Source organism: Neorhizobium tunisiense (assembly GCF_039631515.1).
Lineage (GTDB): Bacteria > Pseudomonadota > Alphaproteobacteria > Rhizobiales > Rhizobiaceae > Neorhizobium.
On record NZ_JBDIUU010000004.1, the window covers coordinates 193055 to 207591 of the forward strand.

Annotated in this window: 16 protein-coding genes; 6 read left to right on the forward strand and 10 right to left on the reverse strand. The window is 62.8% G+C overall.

Going from position 1 to position 14537, the window contains the following annotated elements; genetic code table 11:
- Positions 1 to 6 precede the first annotated feature (6 nt).
- From ABCW43_RS17225 to ABCW43_RS17245, 5 genes are all read right to left on the reverse strand, one after another.
- Complete coding sequence (locus tag ABCW43_RS17225) at positions 7 to 1713, reverse strand: sensor histidine kinase (RefSeq protein WP_345926595.1); 1707 nt, start codon at positions 1711 to 1713, stop codon at positions 7 to 9.
- A 180-nt stretch (positions 1714 to 1893) separates the two neighbouring features.
- Positions 1894 to 2397, reverse strand: coding sequence for an RES family NAD+ phosphorylase (locus ABCW43_RS17230; protein WP_345926597.1), 504 nt, complete (start codon positions 2395 to 2397; stop codon positions 1894 to 1896).
- Positions 2390 to 2758, reverse strand: a complete 369-nt coding sequence (locus ABCW43_RS17235; RefSeq protein ID WP_345926599.1) for an antitoxin Xre/MbcA/ParS toxin-binding domain-containing protein — start codon at positions 2756 to 2758, stop codon at positions 2390 to 2392. Before ABCW43_RS17235 ends, ABCW43_RS17230 begins: the two co-directional genes overlap by 8 nt.
- 76 nt (positions 2759 to 2834) lie before the next feature.
- A complete protein-coding gene (scpB, locus tag ABCW43_RS17240; protein ID WP_345926601.1) occupies positions 2835 to 3479 on the reverse strand; it encodes an SMC-Scp complex subunit ScpB in 645 nt (214 codons plus the stop codon).
- A 2-nt stretch (positions 3480 to 3481) separates the two neighbouring features.
- A complete protein-coding gene (locus ABCW43_RS17245; RefSeq protein ID WP_345926603.1) occupies positions 3482 to 4390 on the reverse strand; it encodes a DUF1403 family protein in 909 nt (302 codons plus the stop codon).
- A gap of 279 nt (positions 4391 to 4669) precedes the next feature.
- On the opposite strand from ABCW43_RS17245, the gene ABCW43_RS17250 reads away from it, so the two are divergent.
- From ABCW43_RS17250 to recX, 3 genes are all read left to right on the forward strand, one after another.
- A complete protein-coding gene (locus ABCW43_RS17250) occupies positions 4670 to 6184 on the forward strand; it encodes a S10 family peptidase (protein ID WP_345926929.1) in 1515 nt (504 codons plus the stop codon).
- Between the two features lie 121 nt (positions 6185 to 6305).
- Entirely contained in the window at positions 6306 to 7028 is a 723-nt protein-coding gene (locus ABCW43_RS17255) for a L,D-transpeptidase (RefSeq protein ID WP_345926605.1), read from the forward strand.
- A 105-nt stretch (positions 7029 to 7133) separates the two neighbouring features.
- Positions 7134 to 7688, forward strand: a complete 555-nt coding sequence (recX, locus tag ABCW43_RS17260; protein WP_345926606.1) for a recombination regulator RecX — start codon at positions 7134 to 7136, stop codon at positions 7686 to 7688.
- A gap of 24 nt (positions 7689 to 7712) precedes the next feature.
- On the opposite strand, the gene ABCW43_RS17265 is transcribed toward recX, so the two are convergent.
- The 4 genes from ABCW43_RS17265 to ABCW43_RS17280 form a co-directional block, all read right to left on the reverse strand.
- Positions 7713 to 8180: a group III truncated hemoglobin gene (locus ABCW43_RS17265; protein WP_345926608.1), complete on the reverse strand. Its 468-nt coding sequence runs from the start codon at positions 8178 to 8180 to the stop codon at positions 7713 to 7715.
- Positions 8181 to 8331: 151 nt separating this feature from the next.
- Positions 8332 to 9537 (reverse strand): 3-oxoadipyl-CoA thiolase, encoded by a 1206-nt coding sequence (gene pcaF, locus ABCW43_RS17270; protein ID WP_345926610.1) that lies wholly within the window; start codon positions 9535 to 9537, stop codon positions 8332 to 8334.
- Positions 9538 to 9548: 11 nt separating this feature from the next.
- The gene (locus ABCW43_RS17275) at positions 9549 to 10238 is read right to left on the reverse strand and encodes a CoA transferase subunit B (RefSeq protein WP_345926612.1); all 690 of its coding nucleotides are present in this window, start codon (positions 10236 to 10238) and stop codon (positions 9549 to 9551) included.
- Positions 10235 to 10942 carry a 3-oxoacid CoA-transferase subunit A gene (locus ABCW43_RS17280; RefSeq protein ID WP_345926614.1) on the reverse strand — a complete coding sequence of 236 codons (708 nt, stop codon included), beginning with the start codon at positions 10940 to 10942 and terminating at the stop codon, positions 10235 to 10237. The genes ABCW43_RS17275 and ABCW43_RS17280 overlap by 4 nt, the downstream gene beginning before the upstream one ends.
- Positions 10943 to 11148: 206 nt before the next feature.
- Here ABCW43_RS17280 and ABCW43_RS17285 point away from each other — a divergent pair, with 206 nt between their 5' ends.
- The gene (locus ABCW43_RS17285; RefSeq protein WP_345926616.1) at positions 11149 to 11904 is read left to right on the forward strand and encodes an IclR family transcriptional regulator; all 756 of its coding nucleotides are present in this window, start codon (positions 11149 to 11151) and stop codon (positions 11902 to 11904) included.
- An 85-nt stretch (positions 11905 to 11989) separates the two neighbouring features.
- A complete protein-coding gene (locus ABCW43_RS17290; protein ID WP_345926618.1) occupies positions 11990 to 12238 on the forward strand; it encodes a WGR domain-containing protein in 249 nt (82 codons plus the stop codon).
- A gap of 64 nt (positions 12239 to 12302) precedes the next feature.
- Here the strand turns inward: ABCW43_RS17290 and pobA are convergent, their stop codons facing one another.
- A complete protein-coding gene (gene pobA, locus ABCW43_RS17295) occupies positions 12303 to 13475 on the reverse strand; it encodes a 4-hydroxybenzoate 3-monooxygenase (protein WP_345926620.1) in 1173 nt (390 codons plus the stop codon).
- A gap of 115 nt (positions 13476 to 13590) precedes the next feature.
- On the opposite strand from pobA, the gene ABCW43_RS17300 reads away from it, so the two are divergent.
- On the forward strand, positions 13591 to 14487 hold the full coding sequence (locus tag ABCW43_RS17300; RefSeq protein ID WP_345926623.1) for a helix-turn-helix domain-containing protein: 897 nt from the start codon (positions 13591 to 13593) through the stop codon (positions 14485 to 14487).
- Positions 14488 to 14537: the final 50 nt, after the last annotated feature.

The following is a 14537-nucleotide window of genomic DNA, read 5'->3' on the forward strand; positions in this document are numbered from 1 at the left end:
TATTCCCTAAGCTGCACGTTTGATGAGATTTGCGAGCGGCCCCTTGTTCGGGAGCGCCACCGTGAATGTTGTTCCCCGGCCGAGCACGCTCTCGACCGAAATCGAACCGCCATGCAGGTCGACGATCTGCTTGACAAGGTTGAGGCCGATGCCGGTGCCGGCAATCCCGGTCGCGCTGCGGGCCCGGTAATAGGGCTGAAAAAGCTTCGGCAGGTCCTCGGCATCCATGCCGATGCCGGCATCCTGGATCGACACATAGGACATGCCGTTTTTCGTCGAGGTCCGGATATGGATGTCCGGCGCCTGGGGGGCATATTTGACGGCATTCGAAAGCAGGTTGGTGAAGACCTGTTCGATCGTGGTGCGATCGGCAAGGATCGTCTGCGGCAGATGCGAAAGGTCCCGGTGAATCCTGTGGGATTTGCGAACGTCCATCTGCCGAGCGCAGCAGGATTCGATGATTTCCGCCAGCGAGAGACGTTCCGGCTTCAGCGTCGTCTTGCCGGTCTCCAGCCGGCCCGCCGACAGGATGCTCTCCATCAGATCGACCATGCGCAGCACGGCGGCGCGGATCTGGGCCGACTTCTCCTCTACATACTCGGGCGTCTGGTTGGTTTTCGTGCGCGACAGGCGCTGCGCTGCGGCGTCGATGATGGCAAGCGGGGTGCGGAATTCATGAGAAGCCATCGTGACGAACTGACGCTGCAGGGCGTTCACATGCCGCTCCTGCGCCAAAAGCCTGTCCAGTTCCTCCCGCTGGCGCTCGATTTCCGCCGTCCGCAGCCTGACGCTCTCTTCGAGCTGGTCGCGATGACGCATCAGTGCCAGACGGCTCTCGGACAGGTCGAGGGTTGTTTTGCGCAAGCCGCGGCCCAGGAAGATCACCACGCCCATCGCCACGATGATGCCCGCAAAGCCGACCGGAGCGATCTGCTCGATGAGCATCAGGCCCGGCCGGATCGGCTGCCAAGCCATATATCCAAGCGTCGATCCGTCTGTGGCGATGACCGGAATGGCCGCAGTCGATTCGGCCGCGTCGGCGGTAAAATGCAGCGTCTCGATCCGCGCGTAACGAGCGATTTTCTCGACCGCGCTGGCGTCCAGAAATCTTACGGCGACCACGATGAATTCCTTGCCCGCATCCAGCGAGACCTGGTCGCTGCTCGGGACGACCGGCCTTGCGCTGACGACAGCCGGCCGGCCGGCTATCGAAAGGATCTTCTCCGCGAAAATCTCGGCAAGCACCGGGGAGTTGGAATCGCCGACTGCGATCCGTTTGTGAAGCATCGCGCGGATGTCTTCCCGCAAGGCAGCCGCAGCCCTTTCATCGTCGAGAAAGGTCAGGGCCGTAATATCCTCGCCGTCCCGCATGGCGAAGACCAGCTCGTCCCGCTCGTTGAACAGATAGGTGCGGTCATGGCTGAAATATTTGTGCATCCATGTACCGATATTGTCGGCAATCCATGGGTGATCATCTTTGGCAACAAGCAGGACCGCGTCGTTCCACACCGTGACGCTTTCCAGTTCATGCTGCACGGCTTTCACCTGCTCATCGAGGCCCTGTTCGACATAGCCCTTCTGGCGGATCAAGGCGAGATCGTCCACCTTCGCCGAGGCAAGCCACATGAAGCCGGCGAGAAGCATCACTGTCAGGGCCGTCAGCAATGTCAGCACGATCGTGACGTGCGATGTGATACGGATGTTCTGCTGCATATGCACCGCCTTCTCTCGGCGCATCATGCATCCAAAACATTACATTCCGCTAAATTTTGAATGCCAAGGTTGAACGGAGTACTTTCCATACAGCCAAGGGTGTGACATTGCGCGGCGGTGGTTTTCCTGCTGCGATCGGATCGATTTCATTCGGAGAAAGAGACTACGCCGCTTTCCCAGCTATAGCCAGGAAGCCGGGTTTTTCGGCAATCGGCCGTCGGGATCCGTGATCGTGAGCTTCGGTTGGTCTTTGCCGTTCCAGCGCCAGAGGGCGATACAGGTTCCGCCCGGCGACATGAAGGATGGATAGATAACCCCGTCGCGGCCCTCCTGGAGCAGCTTCTCCCTGAGGAGATGCGTTGACGGCAACCGCCCGGTGTCGAGATCAGCGCGCCATTCACAGCGATGGATCGCCTCGTCAACACCAAGGCGGGCCAGAGCCTCCACGCTAGTCAAATCCGCCAGCCGGGCGCCGTCCAGCCGAAGCTGTGCGATCAGGGCCGGGTGCTGGACGAAACCCTGATTGTACTCTGCCCAGGCGGTGGAAAGCTCGCGCGCGGCATAGATCGTCGCCGCGCCGACCGGGTTCCAGCGCCCGCCGAAACGGGCAGCGCCGTCGCCGGAAAGCGGCGCATGCGCCCAGCGCGGCACGTAAGCACGCCAGAGGATTATCGGTTCAGGCATAAACGCCGGAGCGCACCGCCTCCAGATAGGCGAGCACCTTGTCGGCCTTGCCTTCGCCGACAAGGTCGTAAGCCGTCTTGCCGGCCCAGCCCGGGATCGGCTGGTGCTTGAACCAGATCGCCGCGCGGTTTTCGTCGCCGGCCATCTCGCTCGCCATCGCCAGGATGCGAACGACGGGGGAGAGCGCCAGATCAACCTTGCGGGCGCCGCTCTTGGCCGTCAGCGTGTTGCGGGCGACGCCGATAAGCTTCGCCAGTTCCGCCTGCGTCAAGCCCAGCAGATCGGACACCCGCCGCGCCGATAGAAGCGCGGACTGGGGTTCACGGAAAGCGGCGGCGCCGATTTCAAAAGCATGAGCCATGAGAACAGTCCTGATCCAGTTTTGATCATCTATTGCTCAATATGAGCTCAATTCCCGCGCATTTCAAGCACTGCCGTTAATCTTCGTCGTCTTCCAGTTCCGGCTCGACGAAATCGTCGACGGGCAGCGTGCGGCTCAGCAGCCCGGCATCCTCCAGCATTTCCGTATCCGGCAGGTCGCGCAACGTGTCGAAGCCGAAGGCGGTGAGGAAGGCCGGCGTGGTGATATAGGTATAGGGCGCACCGGGCGTCGGACTGCGCGGGCCTGAGGCAAGGAAGCCGAGCTGCCGGAGCGTGGCGATCGTATCACGGCTCACCTCGCGCCCGAAAATCTTCGAGATCTCGGCGCGCGTCACCGGCTGGAAATAACCGATCGTCATCAGCACCAGCGCCTGGTGATCGGTCAGCTCCGCCGGCGGCGCGTTGGCGGCGCCGGAGGCATGGATGACATCGGCAAACTCCGGCCGGGTGCGATGCTGCCAGCCGCCGGCGACCTCGACGAGTTCATAAGGCCGGCCGCCGAGTGCCTCGCGGATCTCCTCGATGATCGCGTCGATATCGCAGTCCTCTCCGACGACGCGCTCCAGCACTTTCCGGGTGACGGGCTCGGAAGAGGCAAAGATCACCGCCTCCACCCGTGCCGCCCACCGGCGATGCCGCTCCTCCTGCGTCAGGTGGAGAAGCTCCTTGTCGATGACGATTTGCCGCGCCCGCTTCGCCATGTTCAGAGCCCGTAGATACGGAAGGTGGGGCGGCCGGAAAGCTCGCGCACCGCTTCCAGCTGCTGCAGCCGCTCGAACAGCCGGCGCGATGCGAAACGAGAAAGGTTCGGCGTTTGCAGCGAGCCTGAAACGGCGTCTTCGGTGAGCAGCAGGCGCAGCCCGTCCTCCGCCCCTTTCGCACGCAGCTTCGGCGTGACGAAGGTAAGCCGCTCGGCGCGCCGGGCAATCTCCGCCGCCAGCCGGCCGGCTTCGGTCGCGGCATGCACGAGAGCCAGGCAGATCGCCCGATCGAACCCTTCTTCTCCGGGCCGGATGCGGCCGCGCCCGCCGTCTGCGCGGAACACCGAAGAAAAGCGCTGGCTCATCAACAGCGGCACCGGCACGGGCCACCGCAGCTTCTGCGCCAGGAGGAGATCGGCGAGCCACCAGCCAAGCGCTTCGGCATCCGGACGGATCGTGTGTGTCTCGCGGATGATCGCCGCGGCCGCGAAAGGTGCGGCTGATCCGCTGAGGCCGAGGTCGTCAAACGTCTGCGCGAGCGTTGCCAGCGGCTCATCCCATTTGATGCCGAGCATGCCGGCCGTCACCTGCAGCGCCTCCGCATCGAGCGCGGTTGAACGAGAGCCAAGCCGCTTCCAGGCGGAAAGGATCTGCCCGGCAGGGCCGGGATCGTCCCCCGGCTTGCGCAACAGCCACGCGTCGCGCAGCCCTGCCTCGTCCTCCGAACGCCCCGCAAGCCGCACCGCTGCCGACGCGCATTTCAGCGCCAGCCGCTGGCGCCAAGCGCCGGCCCAGTCAGGTTCGGCCCGCACGATCTGATCGAGCGGATAAAGCGCGCCCCCCGCCATGAATGCCGCATCCGCGGTGTCCGCGGCAAAGGTCTGGGGACCTGCCCAGCGAGCTGCCGGCATGGGCTGAAACGGCGTTTTCTGTATTACGGCCTTGGGAATCATGGCGGTGAGCGTAAATGCTATGTGCGCTTATGGCCATCGATCACCCAGCAATCCGCACCGTCGATCGGCGGATTTACACGATTATTTGCGGTTTGCGGGCACCGCCTCGAAAACGCTGAAATCGGCAAACGTGCCCCTACCGCTGTCGATCAATAGGAGTTGAGTTTTGCGGATCGCCGCGCCGCCCTACATAGGGTGCAGCTGGCCAAGGAGGATTTCAGTTTGTCGTTTCACCGGATGATTGCATCTCTCGCCGTAGTCCTTGCCCTTTCAGCGCCAGTTCTGGCACAGCAACAGCGCGGTGGTGACGAGAACCGCGAGCGTGGCCGCCAAGTGGAGCAGAGCGCCGGTGGTGGCATATTCAGCCTGATCCCGGCGGATTCCACCACCGAACATGTCTTCAAGGGACCTTCCGGCGATCTACCCTACATCGCCACGGCCGGCACGCTCGATCTGTTCGGCCAGGACGGCAACCGCTCCGCAAAGATCTTCTATACCGCCTATATCGCCAAGAACCGGGCACCCGGCAGGCCGCTCACCTTCGCCTTCAACGGCGGCCCGGGAGCCGCCTCCGCCTATCTGCATCTCGGCCTGGTCGGCCCGAAAATCCTGGAATTCGGCGCGACCGGCGACAACGGCACGACGCCCCGGCTGAGGGACAACCCCGAAAGCTGGCTCGCTTTCACCGATCTCGTACTGGTCGATCCCGTCGGTACCGGCTGGAGCCGCGCCGCCAGCAATGATGCGGCCGGCACCTATTACAGCGTGCGGCAGGATGCCGACAGCCTGTCCAAGGCGATCGCGCTCTACGTCCAGAAGAACAACCGGCTCGATGCGCCGAAATACCTGCTCGGCGAGAGTTATGGCGGTTTTCGCGCCGCCAAGGTCGCCGTGTCCCTGAAGAACAGTCAGGGGATGCTGGCTTCCGGTATCATCATGCTGTCGCCGCTGGTCGAAGGCCGGTTCCTCGCCAATTCGGACGACCCCTTGAGTGCGGCGCTGCAGCTTCCCTCGCTCGCAGCGGCAGAGCTGGAGCGCCGCAACCAGTTCACGCCGGAGAAGCTTGCCGATGTCGAACGTTTCGCGATCGGCGATTATCTCGTCGGGCTCGCCGGCCCCTCCCCGACCGGTCCGACGGCCGATGGGTTCTATGGCCGGCTTTCTGAACTCACCGGCATTCCGAAGGACGTCGTCGCCCGCACCCGCGGTTTCGTCGGCGACGTCTATGCCAAGCAGATGGGAGGACCGGGAAAGATCGTCAGCCCCTACGACGCTGCCTATGCGGTACCAGATGCCTATCCGGAAGATGCCTCTACCCGCAACGACGACCCGATCCTCGAAGGTTACACGCGCGCCTACGGCGCCGCCTTTGCCGCCTATGCCCGCAACGAACTCGGGTTTGCGACCGAAATGTCCTATTCGCTGCTGAACGAGGAGGTGAACCGCCGCTGGGAATGGAACGGCAGCCGCGGCGGCGACTCGCGCTCGCTCGCCAGCGCCAGCACCGATATCCGCGACCTGCTCTCGGTCATCCCGTCCTTCAAGCTGATGATCGCCCACGGCTACAGTGACGCGCTGACGCCTTACGGCGCCAGCCGCTACGTCATCGACCACCTGCCGCCCGACCTCGCCGCCGGCCGCGCCGAGCTCAAGGTCTATCGCGGCGGACACATGTTCTACACCAGGCCGGATTCGCGCAGGAATTTTGCGGGGGACGTCAGGGCGTTCTACGAGGCCAAGGCAACGGATTGAAATCGCCAGCTGATTGATGACGGCAAGGTCACCGTGATGTGATGCGCCGCCGCCTTGCTGGTCTGGGCCCGAAACCGCTACTAGCTCATATACGTTGATTTTCAGAAAGTTTTTTCGGTCCATGACCAGCGAATACCAGATGTCGCGGCGCGCCTTCGTTATCGGCTCCGTCTCGATGACCGCGACGCTTGCCGGCTGCGCCACCACCGCCGAACGGGCGCCGGTCCCGGAAATGGCCCGCCGCCCGATCGAGCCCCCGAGCGAAGCGGAATTGCAGGCCCGATACGCCGCCGTCGAGGACAGCGGCCACCTCCTGCCGGCGATCCCCTACAAGCAGATCGACCCGAAATATTATCGCCAGCGCGTGGTCGATCCGACCGGCGAACTGCCGGGCACGGTGGTCGTCGATACACCCGGCCGTTTCCTCTACGTGGTCGAACCCGGCGGCACCGCGATGCGCTACGGCGTCGGCATCGGCAAGGACGGCTTTGCCTGGCAGGGCGAAGGCGTCATCCACTGGCGGCAGCCCTGGCCCCGCTGGAAGCCGCCGAACGAGATGGTCGCGCGCCAGCCGAGCCTCAAGAAGTTTTCCATCGAGAACGGCGGCATGGATCCGGGTATCAAGAACCCGCTCGGAGCCCGCGCTCTCTACATCTTCCAGAACGGCCAGGACACGCTCTACCGCCTGCACGGCTCGCCGGAATGGGCCTCGATCGGCAAGGCGACGTCGTCGGGTTGCGTGCGCCTCGTCAATCAGGATGTCATGGATCTCTATACGCGCGTCCCCTATCACGCCCGGATCGTCGTGCATCAGGATGTGCTGAAGGCCGTTCCTGCGGTATGACACGGCAACTGCGACGATGTTGTTTCGTCGCCGCTGCATGATGTAAACAGTTCGGCGCCGCATCGCCGGAAGTGCGGGAAAAGAGGTTGGAGGCCCGAACTGGATTTGGACGAGGAGACGCCGCAATCCGATGCGCCGACGCCGCGCATGCTGTCCTGGGCGCGCAATTCGACGATCTATCGCATCGAGCGGCGGATGCACACGGAAAAGCAGCTCTTCGACGCCATAGCGCGCAAGGCACGCCAGAAATTCGAGGATATCGGCGAGGTTCAGGTCAGGGCGCTCGCCGAGTTCGCCGTGAAATTCGCCTATGACAACAAGGCACTGGATGATGAGGCCTTTGCCGCAATCAGCACCCGCTCGGGCATGCGCGGCGGCAGGTCGAGGCGGGCCATTGCCCAGAAATTGTCGCAGAAGGGCATAGCGAGCGTCACCGTCGCGGCCGCCATAGCCGAGGCGGATGATCTCCATGCGGCTCTCATCCTGGCCCGCAAGCGCGCCTTCGGGCCGTTTCGCAAGAGCGAACTCGACGAAAAACGCAAGGCGAAGGAACTTTCCGCCTTCGCCAGAGCCGGGTTCAGCTTCGATATCGGCAAGAAAATCTTCGAAATGTCGCTGGATGAGGCCGAGGAAGCGCTGGATGCAGGCCGCCACCTCTAGGTTCGATCGACCTGTGGCCTGCCGTCAGGCCTGTTTGAGGGCAGGATCGTCAAGCGCCGGATTGTAGAAGAGCGAGAGCGTCAGGCTCCGCGCGATGCGCTCCGCAGTCGCCATGAACCAGGCTTTCGCCTCCTGGGTCGGAGCAATGTCTTCCAGCGTCGCGGCAAACAGGTCCAGCCATTTCGGGAAAAGCTCCGGCGTCATGTTGGCTACGCCGGCATGCGCCTGCACCGGCTTTCCGCCATAGGCGCCGTTGCGGAAGGCGACGGAGGACCAGAAGCTTTTCATCTTCGCCATATGTTCCGGCCAGCGTCCGGAAAGCCGTGCGTCGAAGACAGGTCCCAGTTCCGGATGCGCCAGAATACGGCCATAAAACGTATCGACCAGCTTGCCGATGAAGGCATCGTCGATGCCGATCGCCTTCATTTCCGCTTCCGCGCGTTCCCGGATCGCCGCGATATGCGCCGCGCGCCCCTGCAATTCGTCGCTCATCTCAAGACCTTGGGTTCCGCTGAATTTGCGCTCGTCCTATATAGGCTTTGCGGATACCGGGACCAAGGTCCAACAGCCAGTTGCGACGATCTGACAAGTGTCTGTTCAACGGGAAGATCCCCCTCTCATGTTGGAGAGGAGGATTTCCAGATCAAACCCGCTCCAACGCGACCGCGATGCCCTGCCCGACGCCGATGCACATCGTGGCAAGCGCGTATCTGCCCTTGCGCAGCGACAGTTCGAGCGCCGCCGTGCCGGAAATGCGGGCGCCGGACATGCCGAGCGGGTGGCCGAGCGCGATCGCGCCACCATTCGGGTTGATATATTCGGCGTCTTCCTGGAGGCCGAGTTCACGCAAAACGGCGATGCCCTGGCTAGCGAAGGCTTCGTTGAGCTCGACCACGTCGAAATCCTTCGGCGAGATGCCGAGACGGGCGCAGAGCTTCTGGGTGGCCGGAGCCGGACCGATGCCCATGATGCGCGGCGGAACGCCGGCCGTGGCGCCGCCCATGATGCGGGCGATCGGGGTCAGGCCATATTTTTTCGCAGCCGCCTCCGAAGCAATGATCAGGGCCGCGGCGCCGTCGTTGACACCCGAAGCGTTGCCTGCGGTGACCGTGGCGCCCTCGATCTTGTTGAGCACCTTGAGCTTGGCGAGCGCTTCCATGTTGGTCGCGCGCGGATGTTCGTCTTTCGAAACGACCACCGGGTCGCCTTTGCGCTGCGGAATGGTCACCGAGGTGATTTCCTTGGCGAGACGACCGTTCTCCTGAGCCGCCGAGGCCTTCGCCTGGCTGCGCACGGCAAATGCGTCCTGGTCCTCGCGGGAGACCTTGTAGTCGATCGCCACGTTGTCGCCGGTTTCCGGCATGGAATCGACGCCGTATTGCTTCTTCATCAGCGGGTTGATGAAACGCCAGCCGATCGTCGTGTCGTAGATCTCGGCATTGCGCGAGAATGCGGTTTCGGCCTTCGGCATCACGAAGGGCGCTCTGGACATGCTTTCGACACCGCCGGCGATCATCAGTTCGGCCTCGCCGGCCTTGATGGCGCGGGCGGCGGTGATGACCGCATCCATGCCCGAACCGCAGAGGCGGTTCATCGTGGTGCCTCCGAGCGAGACCGGCAGGCCGGCAAGCAGAGCCGACATGCGGGCGACGTTGCGGTTGTCTTCGCCGGCCTGGTTGGCGCAGCCGTAGATGACGTCGGCGACGGCTTCCCAATCGACGGAAGCATTACGCTCCATCAGCGCTTTCAACGGGATGGCGCCGAGGTCGTCGGCACGAACGGAGGAGAGCGAGCCGCCGAAACGGCCGATCGGGGTGCGGACATAATCGCAGATATAGGCTTCGGTCATGATCTTCTCTCTTACAGTTTCGGCACGACAAGATCGGCAACAGGGCCATCGATATGGAGGCGCGCGCCGGTCATGGCCTGCAGTTCTTCGACTGTCATATCGGCCAGCTTTTCGCGCAGGACGAAATGCTTCTCGACGATGTCGATGACGGCATGGCTCGTATAGACCCGAGTGATACAGGCAACGCCGGTCAGCGGAAAGGTACAAGCTTCAACTAATTTCGGGTCGCCGTTCTTGGTGACGTGCTCGGTGATGACGCAGACCTGCTTGGCGCCGTGCACGAGGTCCATGGCGCCACCGACCGCCGGCACACCCTTGGAGCCGACACGCCAGTTGGCGAGGTCGCCGTTCTGGGCCACCTGCAGCGCGCCCAATATGGCGACGTCGAGATGGCCGCCGCGCACCATGGCAAAGCTGTCGGCATGGTGGAAGAACGCGGCGCCCGGTTTCAGCGTCACGGCCTTCTTGCCGGCATTGATCAGATCCCAGTCCTCTTCGCCTTCGGCCGGGGCTTCGCCGAAATTCAGGATGCCGTTTTCAGTGTGGAAGATCGCTTCGCGGCCCGGCGGCTGGTAGCGCGCCACCATTTCCGGAAAGCCGATGCCGAGGTTCACATAGGCGCCGTCCTGAATATCCTGCGCGGCGCGCCAGGCGATCTGGGCGTTGGAAAGCTTGATGTCTTCTCGGGTGTTGAGGGTCATACGTAAGCCACTCCAGCGCGAATAAGTACTTCTTCCTGTTGCGGGTTCGGAACCTCGACGACGCGGTCGATGAAGATGCCGGGCGTGACGACATGCTCGGGATCGATGCCACCTGGGGGCACGATCTTCGACACCTGCACGATCGTCTTGGCGGCAGCCATGCACATCAGCGGGTTAAAGTTGCGGCCGGCCTTGTTGTAGGTGAGGTTGCCCAATGGATCGCCGAGTTGCGCCTTGACGATGGCGAAATCCGCCTTCAGCCAGCGCTCCTGCACATAATGGCGACCGTCGAACTCGGCGATCACCTTGCCATTGGCAAGTTCGGTGCCGTAAGCGGTCGGCGTGTAGAAGGCGGGGATGCCGGCACCGCCGGCGCGGATGCGCTCGGCAAGCGTGCCTTGCGGCACCAGTTCGAGCTCGATCTGACCCGCGAGATAGCGGTCGGTAAAGGCACGGGGGTCCGACGATTTCGGGAACGAGCAGATCATCTTCCTGACCATGCCTGCGTCGATCATCGCCGCAATGCCGATGCGACCGTTGCCGGCATTGTTGTTGATGACCGTCAAGTCCCTGATTCCCTTGTCGATCAGGGCATGAATCAGCTCGATCGGCGCCCCCGACCCGCCAAAACCGCCGATCATGATGGTCGCGCCATCACCGATCTCGGAGACGGCTTCCGCCGTGCTCCCGATTGTCTTGTCCATACGGGATATCTCCTTCGCTATAGTCGGCGGAGGTAACCGCCGTGCCTCAGGGGAAGAGATAGATCAGCACGGGATAGACAGCAAGCCATATGTGCGATAATTGACATTTGTTCACATATCGCACATATTGTGCGAACCAATGATGCGGAGATGGGCACATCCTCGCCGTCACACATTGCCTCGAAGGGGCCGGTTCGGGAGAGACCATGCAGGAAACGGATTTTGTCAGCGGTTTCGCTCGAGGACTGAAGGTAATCGAGGCTTTCGGCGAGACGACGCCGCGGCTGGCGATCGCCGATGTGGCGAAGGCGACCGGGCTCGACCGGGCGACGGCCCGCCGCTGCCTGCTCACCTTGGCCGAACTCGGTTATGCCGATTATGACGGAAAATTCTTCGTGCTGACGCCGAAGATCCTGCGGCTCGGCCATGCCTATCTCTCCGCCACCCCCCTGCCCCATATCGTCCAGCCTTTCCTCGACAAGCTCGCCGAGGAGGTTCACCAGAGTGCATCCGCAAGCGTGCTCGACGGCACCGAGGTCGTTTATATCGCCCGCGCTTCGCAGAAGCGGGTGATGTCGATCAACCTGATGCCCGGCAGCCGCCTCCCCGCCTATTGCGCCTCGATGGGCCGCGTGCTGCTGGCGGCCATGCCCGAGGATGAGGCCCGTGCGCTTCTCAAGCAGACCAACCTCAGATCCTTCACGCCGCGCACCCTCACCGACCCTGCCCGGCTGATGGAAGAGCTTGCCCGCGTCCGCGAAAAGGGCTTTGCCGTCATCGACCAGGAGCTGGAACTCGGCCTCTGTTCGATTGCCGTGCCGCTGGAAAATGATCGCGGCCGGGTGGTGGCCGCGATCAATATCGGCGCACCGGCGGCAAGCGTGCCCGCGGCCGAGATGGCCGAGCGTTATCTGGAACCGCTGAAGGGCGTCGCGAGGCTCCTGAAATCCCTGCTGCGCTGAACCCATCAGCGCCGTGAATCGATCCGGCCGGATCGATTCAATCATGTCGTTGGACGGCAGAATCCAGACTTGCGATTCTGCCGGCATGACCAGCGAACCGCTTCTCCTCACCCGCCGCGACCCCGCCCGCAACATGGCCCGATTCTATGTGCTCACCGTCGAACCGGACCTTTTCGACGGCGCGGCGCTCACCCGCAATTGGGGCCGTATCGGTACCAAGGGCCGTTTCCGCATAGATCTGTTTGGCTCGCGGCTGGAGGCGGAGCACCGGCTTGTAGCGCTTGCCCGCAGCAAGGTGAGGCGCGGTTATCGGCAGGGGGCGGAGGCCGGCTGACAGTTCTCGACTTAGGGCAGCACCCGCTTGTTGCATTGCCCTTCTGCGCTCGGTCGAAGCGGCGTCAGAGGGGCAGGCCCACATAGTTTTCCGCAAGCGCCGTCGACGCTGCCCGCGAATGCGTCAGATAGCCCAGCTCGGCTTCCTGGATCCTCTGGTCGAATTCGCCCGTGTCGGGAAAGCGATGCATCATCGTCGTCATCCACCAGGAGAAGCGCACCGCCTTCCACACCCGGGCAAGCGCCTTTTCGGAATAGGCGTCGAGGCCGGCGTCGGAACGCTCCTGGTAGTGCTCCCGCAGCCCGCGGAAGAGGTAGTGCACGTCACTCGCGGCAAGGTTCAGCCCCTTGGCCCCGGTTGGCGGCACGATATGAGCTGCATCGCCGACGAGGAACATTCTGCCGAACCGCATCGGCTCGGCAACAAACGAGCGCAGCGGTGCGATCGACTTCTCGAAGGACGGCGCGGTGACCAGCGCTTCCGCATGATGCGCAGGCAGGCGGCGGCGAAGTTCGTCCCAGAACCGGTCATCGCTCCAGTCCTCGATCTTCTCGTCGAGGGCGCACTGGATGTAATAGCGGCTGCGGGTCGCCGATCGCATCGAGCAAAGCGCAAAACCGCGAGGATGATTGGCATAGATCAGCTCATGACTGACCGGCGCGACCTCCGCCAGGATGCCGAGCCAGCCGAACGGATAGATTTTCTCGAAAATGCGGATTGCGCTTTTCGGCACGGCGTTGCGGCTCGGGCCATGAAAACCGTCGCAACCGGCAATGAAATCGCAGTCGATGCGATGCGTGTTGCCGTCCTTTTCGTAGATGACGAAGGGCCGGCGGGTGTCGAAATCGTGGGGCGCGACATTGGCGGCTTCGTAGATCGTCCGGGCTTCGCTTGCCTCGCGACGTTCCATCAGGTCGCGGGTCACTTCCGTCTGACCATAGACCATGACGCGCTTGCCACCGGTCAGCCCGTGGAGATCGATCCGATGATCGCGACCGTCGAAGGCGAGCGAGAAACCCTCGTGCGGCAGGCCTTCAGCGTGCAGCCGCGCTCCGGCCCCGGCCTGGTCGATCAGCCCGACCGTACCCTCCTCCAACACGCCGGCACGGACCCGGCCGAGAATGTAATCCTTGCCGACACGATCAAGGATGATGTTGTCGATGCCTGCTTCCGTCAGAAGCTGGCCAAGCAAGAGACCTGACGGTCCGGAGCCGATAATGGCGACCTGCGTTCTCATTGATCTCCTCCCAAGTGTTTTCGTTTGGCAAATTGTGCTCGGCTTCCGCATAGGCGACAATGGACATTCGAGCCAAAAAATTGGACAAACCGAACATCGCGGCCGGAGACATCAGATGAACAGGCACATACCGACCTATCAGCTATACGGAGAGGATCCGGGCCAGCGGCATGATTTCTGGCTGCATTGCGAAACCATCAGGTCGAGAAGCAGCCGCCACCAGTGGGAGATCCGCCTGCATCGGCACGAGTCATTCTTTCAGATACTGTACATCGAGGCGGGGTCAGGCGACGCGTCTTTCGACAGTGAAACGCATCCCATCCGACCACCGTCGGTAATCACCGTGCCTCCCGGCCTCAGTCACGGCTTCCGGTTCTCCCGCGATATCGAGGGTTCGGTCATCACCATCCTGAGTGCCCATCTCGACCACCAGCCGGGAGAGCGCAGCCGCTTCAGCGAATGGCTTGCGACACCGCACCTAACCCCGCTCGACCGGCTGAATACCGATGCAGCCTACCTGACGCAAACGCTGAAACGAATTGGCGAGGAATTCGATCACCGCAACAACGGGCGCAACGAGCTTCTCACTTCCTATGTAAAGCTCGCCCTGAGGCTGACAGCGCGCATCTCTTACGCCGACAACCTCAATCAGTTCCCGGCGCACGAAGGCGAACGGCGGATGGAGATGCTGAACGGACTCATTCAGCAGCATTTCCGCGCGCACAAGCCGATATGCTTTTATGCGGCCGAGCTCGGCATCTCGCTGACCCATCTCAATCGCGTTGTCCGGTCGATGGCGGGCTGCACGGTGCACGACCTGATCACCGCCAAGCTGATCGAGGAGTCCAAGCGTGAACTCGTCTTCTCGCTCGCCTCCGTGCAGGAGGTCGGTCATCGCCTCGGCTTTGCCGATCCTGCCTATTTCTCGCGGTTTTTCGTGAAGCAGACGGGCGAAACACCGCGGGCCTGGCGCCTTCGGGAAATCCGGTCGCTACACGGGACTTCTTCCTGAAGAGCGCGAACTGCCCGGCGGCACAATGCCTGGCCGCATCGACCCCGCCA

Bases quoted from the DNA above. Each gene is read 5' to 3' on its own strand.
- ABCW43_RS17245 (WP_345926603.1), bottom strand. From the start codon at position 4,390: ATGCCGGCAGCTCGCTGGGCAGGTCCCCAGACCTTTGCCGCGGACACC.
- scpB (WP_345926601.1), bottom strand. From the start codon at position 3,479: ATGGCGAAGCGGGCGCGGCAAATCGTCATCGACAAGGAGCTTCTCCAC.
- ABCW43_RS17275 (WP_345926612.1), bottom strand. From the start codon at position 10,238: ATGACCCTCAACACCCGAGAAGACATCAAGCTTTCCAACGCCCAGATC.
- ABCW43_RS17265 (WP_345926608.1), bottom strand. From the start codon at position 8,180: ATGAGCGACGAATTGCAGGGGCGCGCGGCGCATATCGCGGCGATCCGG.
- ABCW43_RS17300 (WP_345926623.1), top strand. From the start codon at position 13,591: ATGAACAGGCACATACCGACCTATCAGCTATACGGAGAGGATCCGGGC.
- ABCW43_RS17225 (WP_345926595.1), bottom strand. From the start codon at position 1,713: ATGCAGCAGAACATCCGTATCACATCGCACGTCACGATCGTGCTGACA.
- ABCW43_RS17250 (WP_345926929.1), top strand. From the start codon at position 4,670: ATGATTGCATCTCTCGCCGTAGTCCTTGCCCTTTCAGCGCCAGTTCTG.
- ABCW43_RS17285 (WP_345926616.1), top strand. From the start codon at position 11,149: ATGCAGGAAACGGATTTTGTCAGCGGTTTCGCTCGAGGACTGAAGGTA.
- ABCW43_RS17230 (WP_345926597.1), bottom strand. From the start codon at position 2,397: ATGCCTGAACCGATAATCCTCTGGCGTGCTTACGTGCCGCGCTGGGCG.
- ABCW43_RS17255 (WP_345926605.1), top strand. From the start codon at position 6,306: ATGACCAGCGAATACCAGATGTCGCGGCGCGCCTTCGTTATCGGCTCC.
- pobA (WP_345926620.1), bottom strand. From the start codon at position 13,475: ATGAGAACGCAGGTCGCCATTATCGGCTCCGGACCGTCAGGTCTCTTG.
- ABCW43_RS17235 (WP_345926599.1), bottom strand. From the start codon at position 2,758: ATGGCTCATGCTTTTGAAATCGGCGCCGCCGCTTTCCGTGAACCCCAG.
- pcaF (WP_345926610.1), bottom strand. From the start codon at position 9,537: ATGACCGAAGCCTATATCTGCGATTATGTCCGCACCCCGATCGGCCGT.
- ABCW43_RS17280 (WP_345926614.1), bottom strand. From the start codon at position 10,942: ATGGACAAGACAATCGGGAGCACGGCGGAAGCCGTCTCCGAGATCGGT.
- ABCW43_RS17290 (WP_345926618.1), top strand. From the start codon at position 11,990: ATGACCAGCGAACCGCTTCTCCTCACCCGCCGCGACCCCGCCCGCAAC.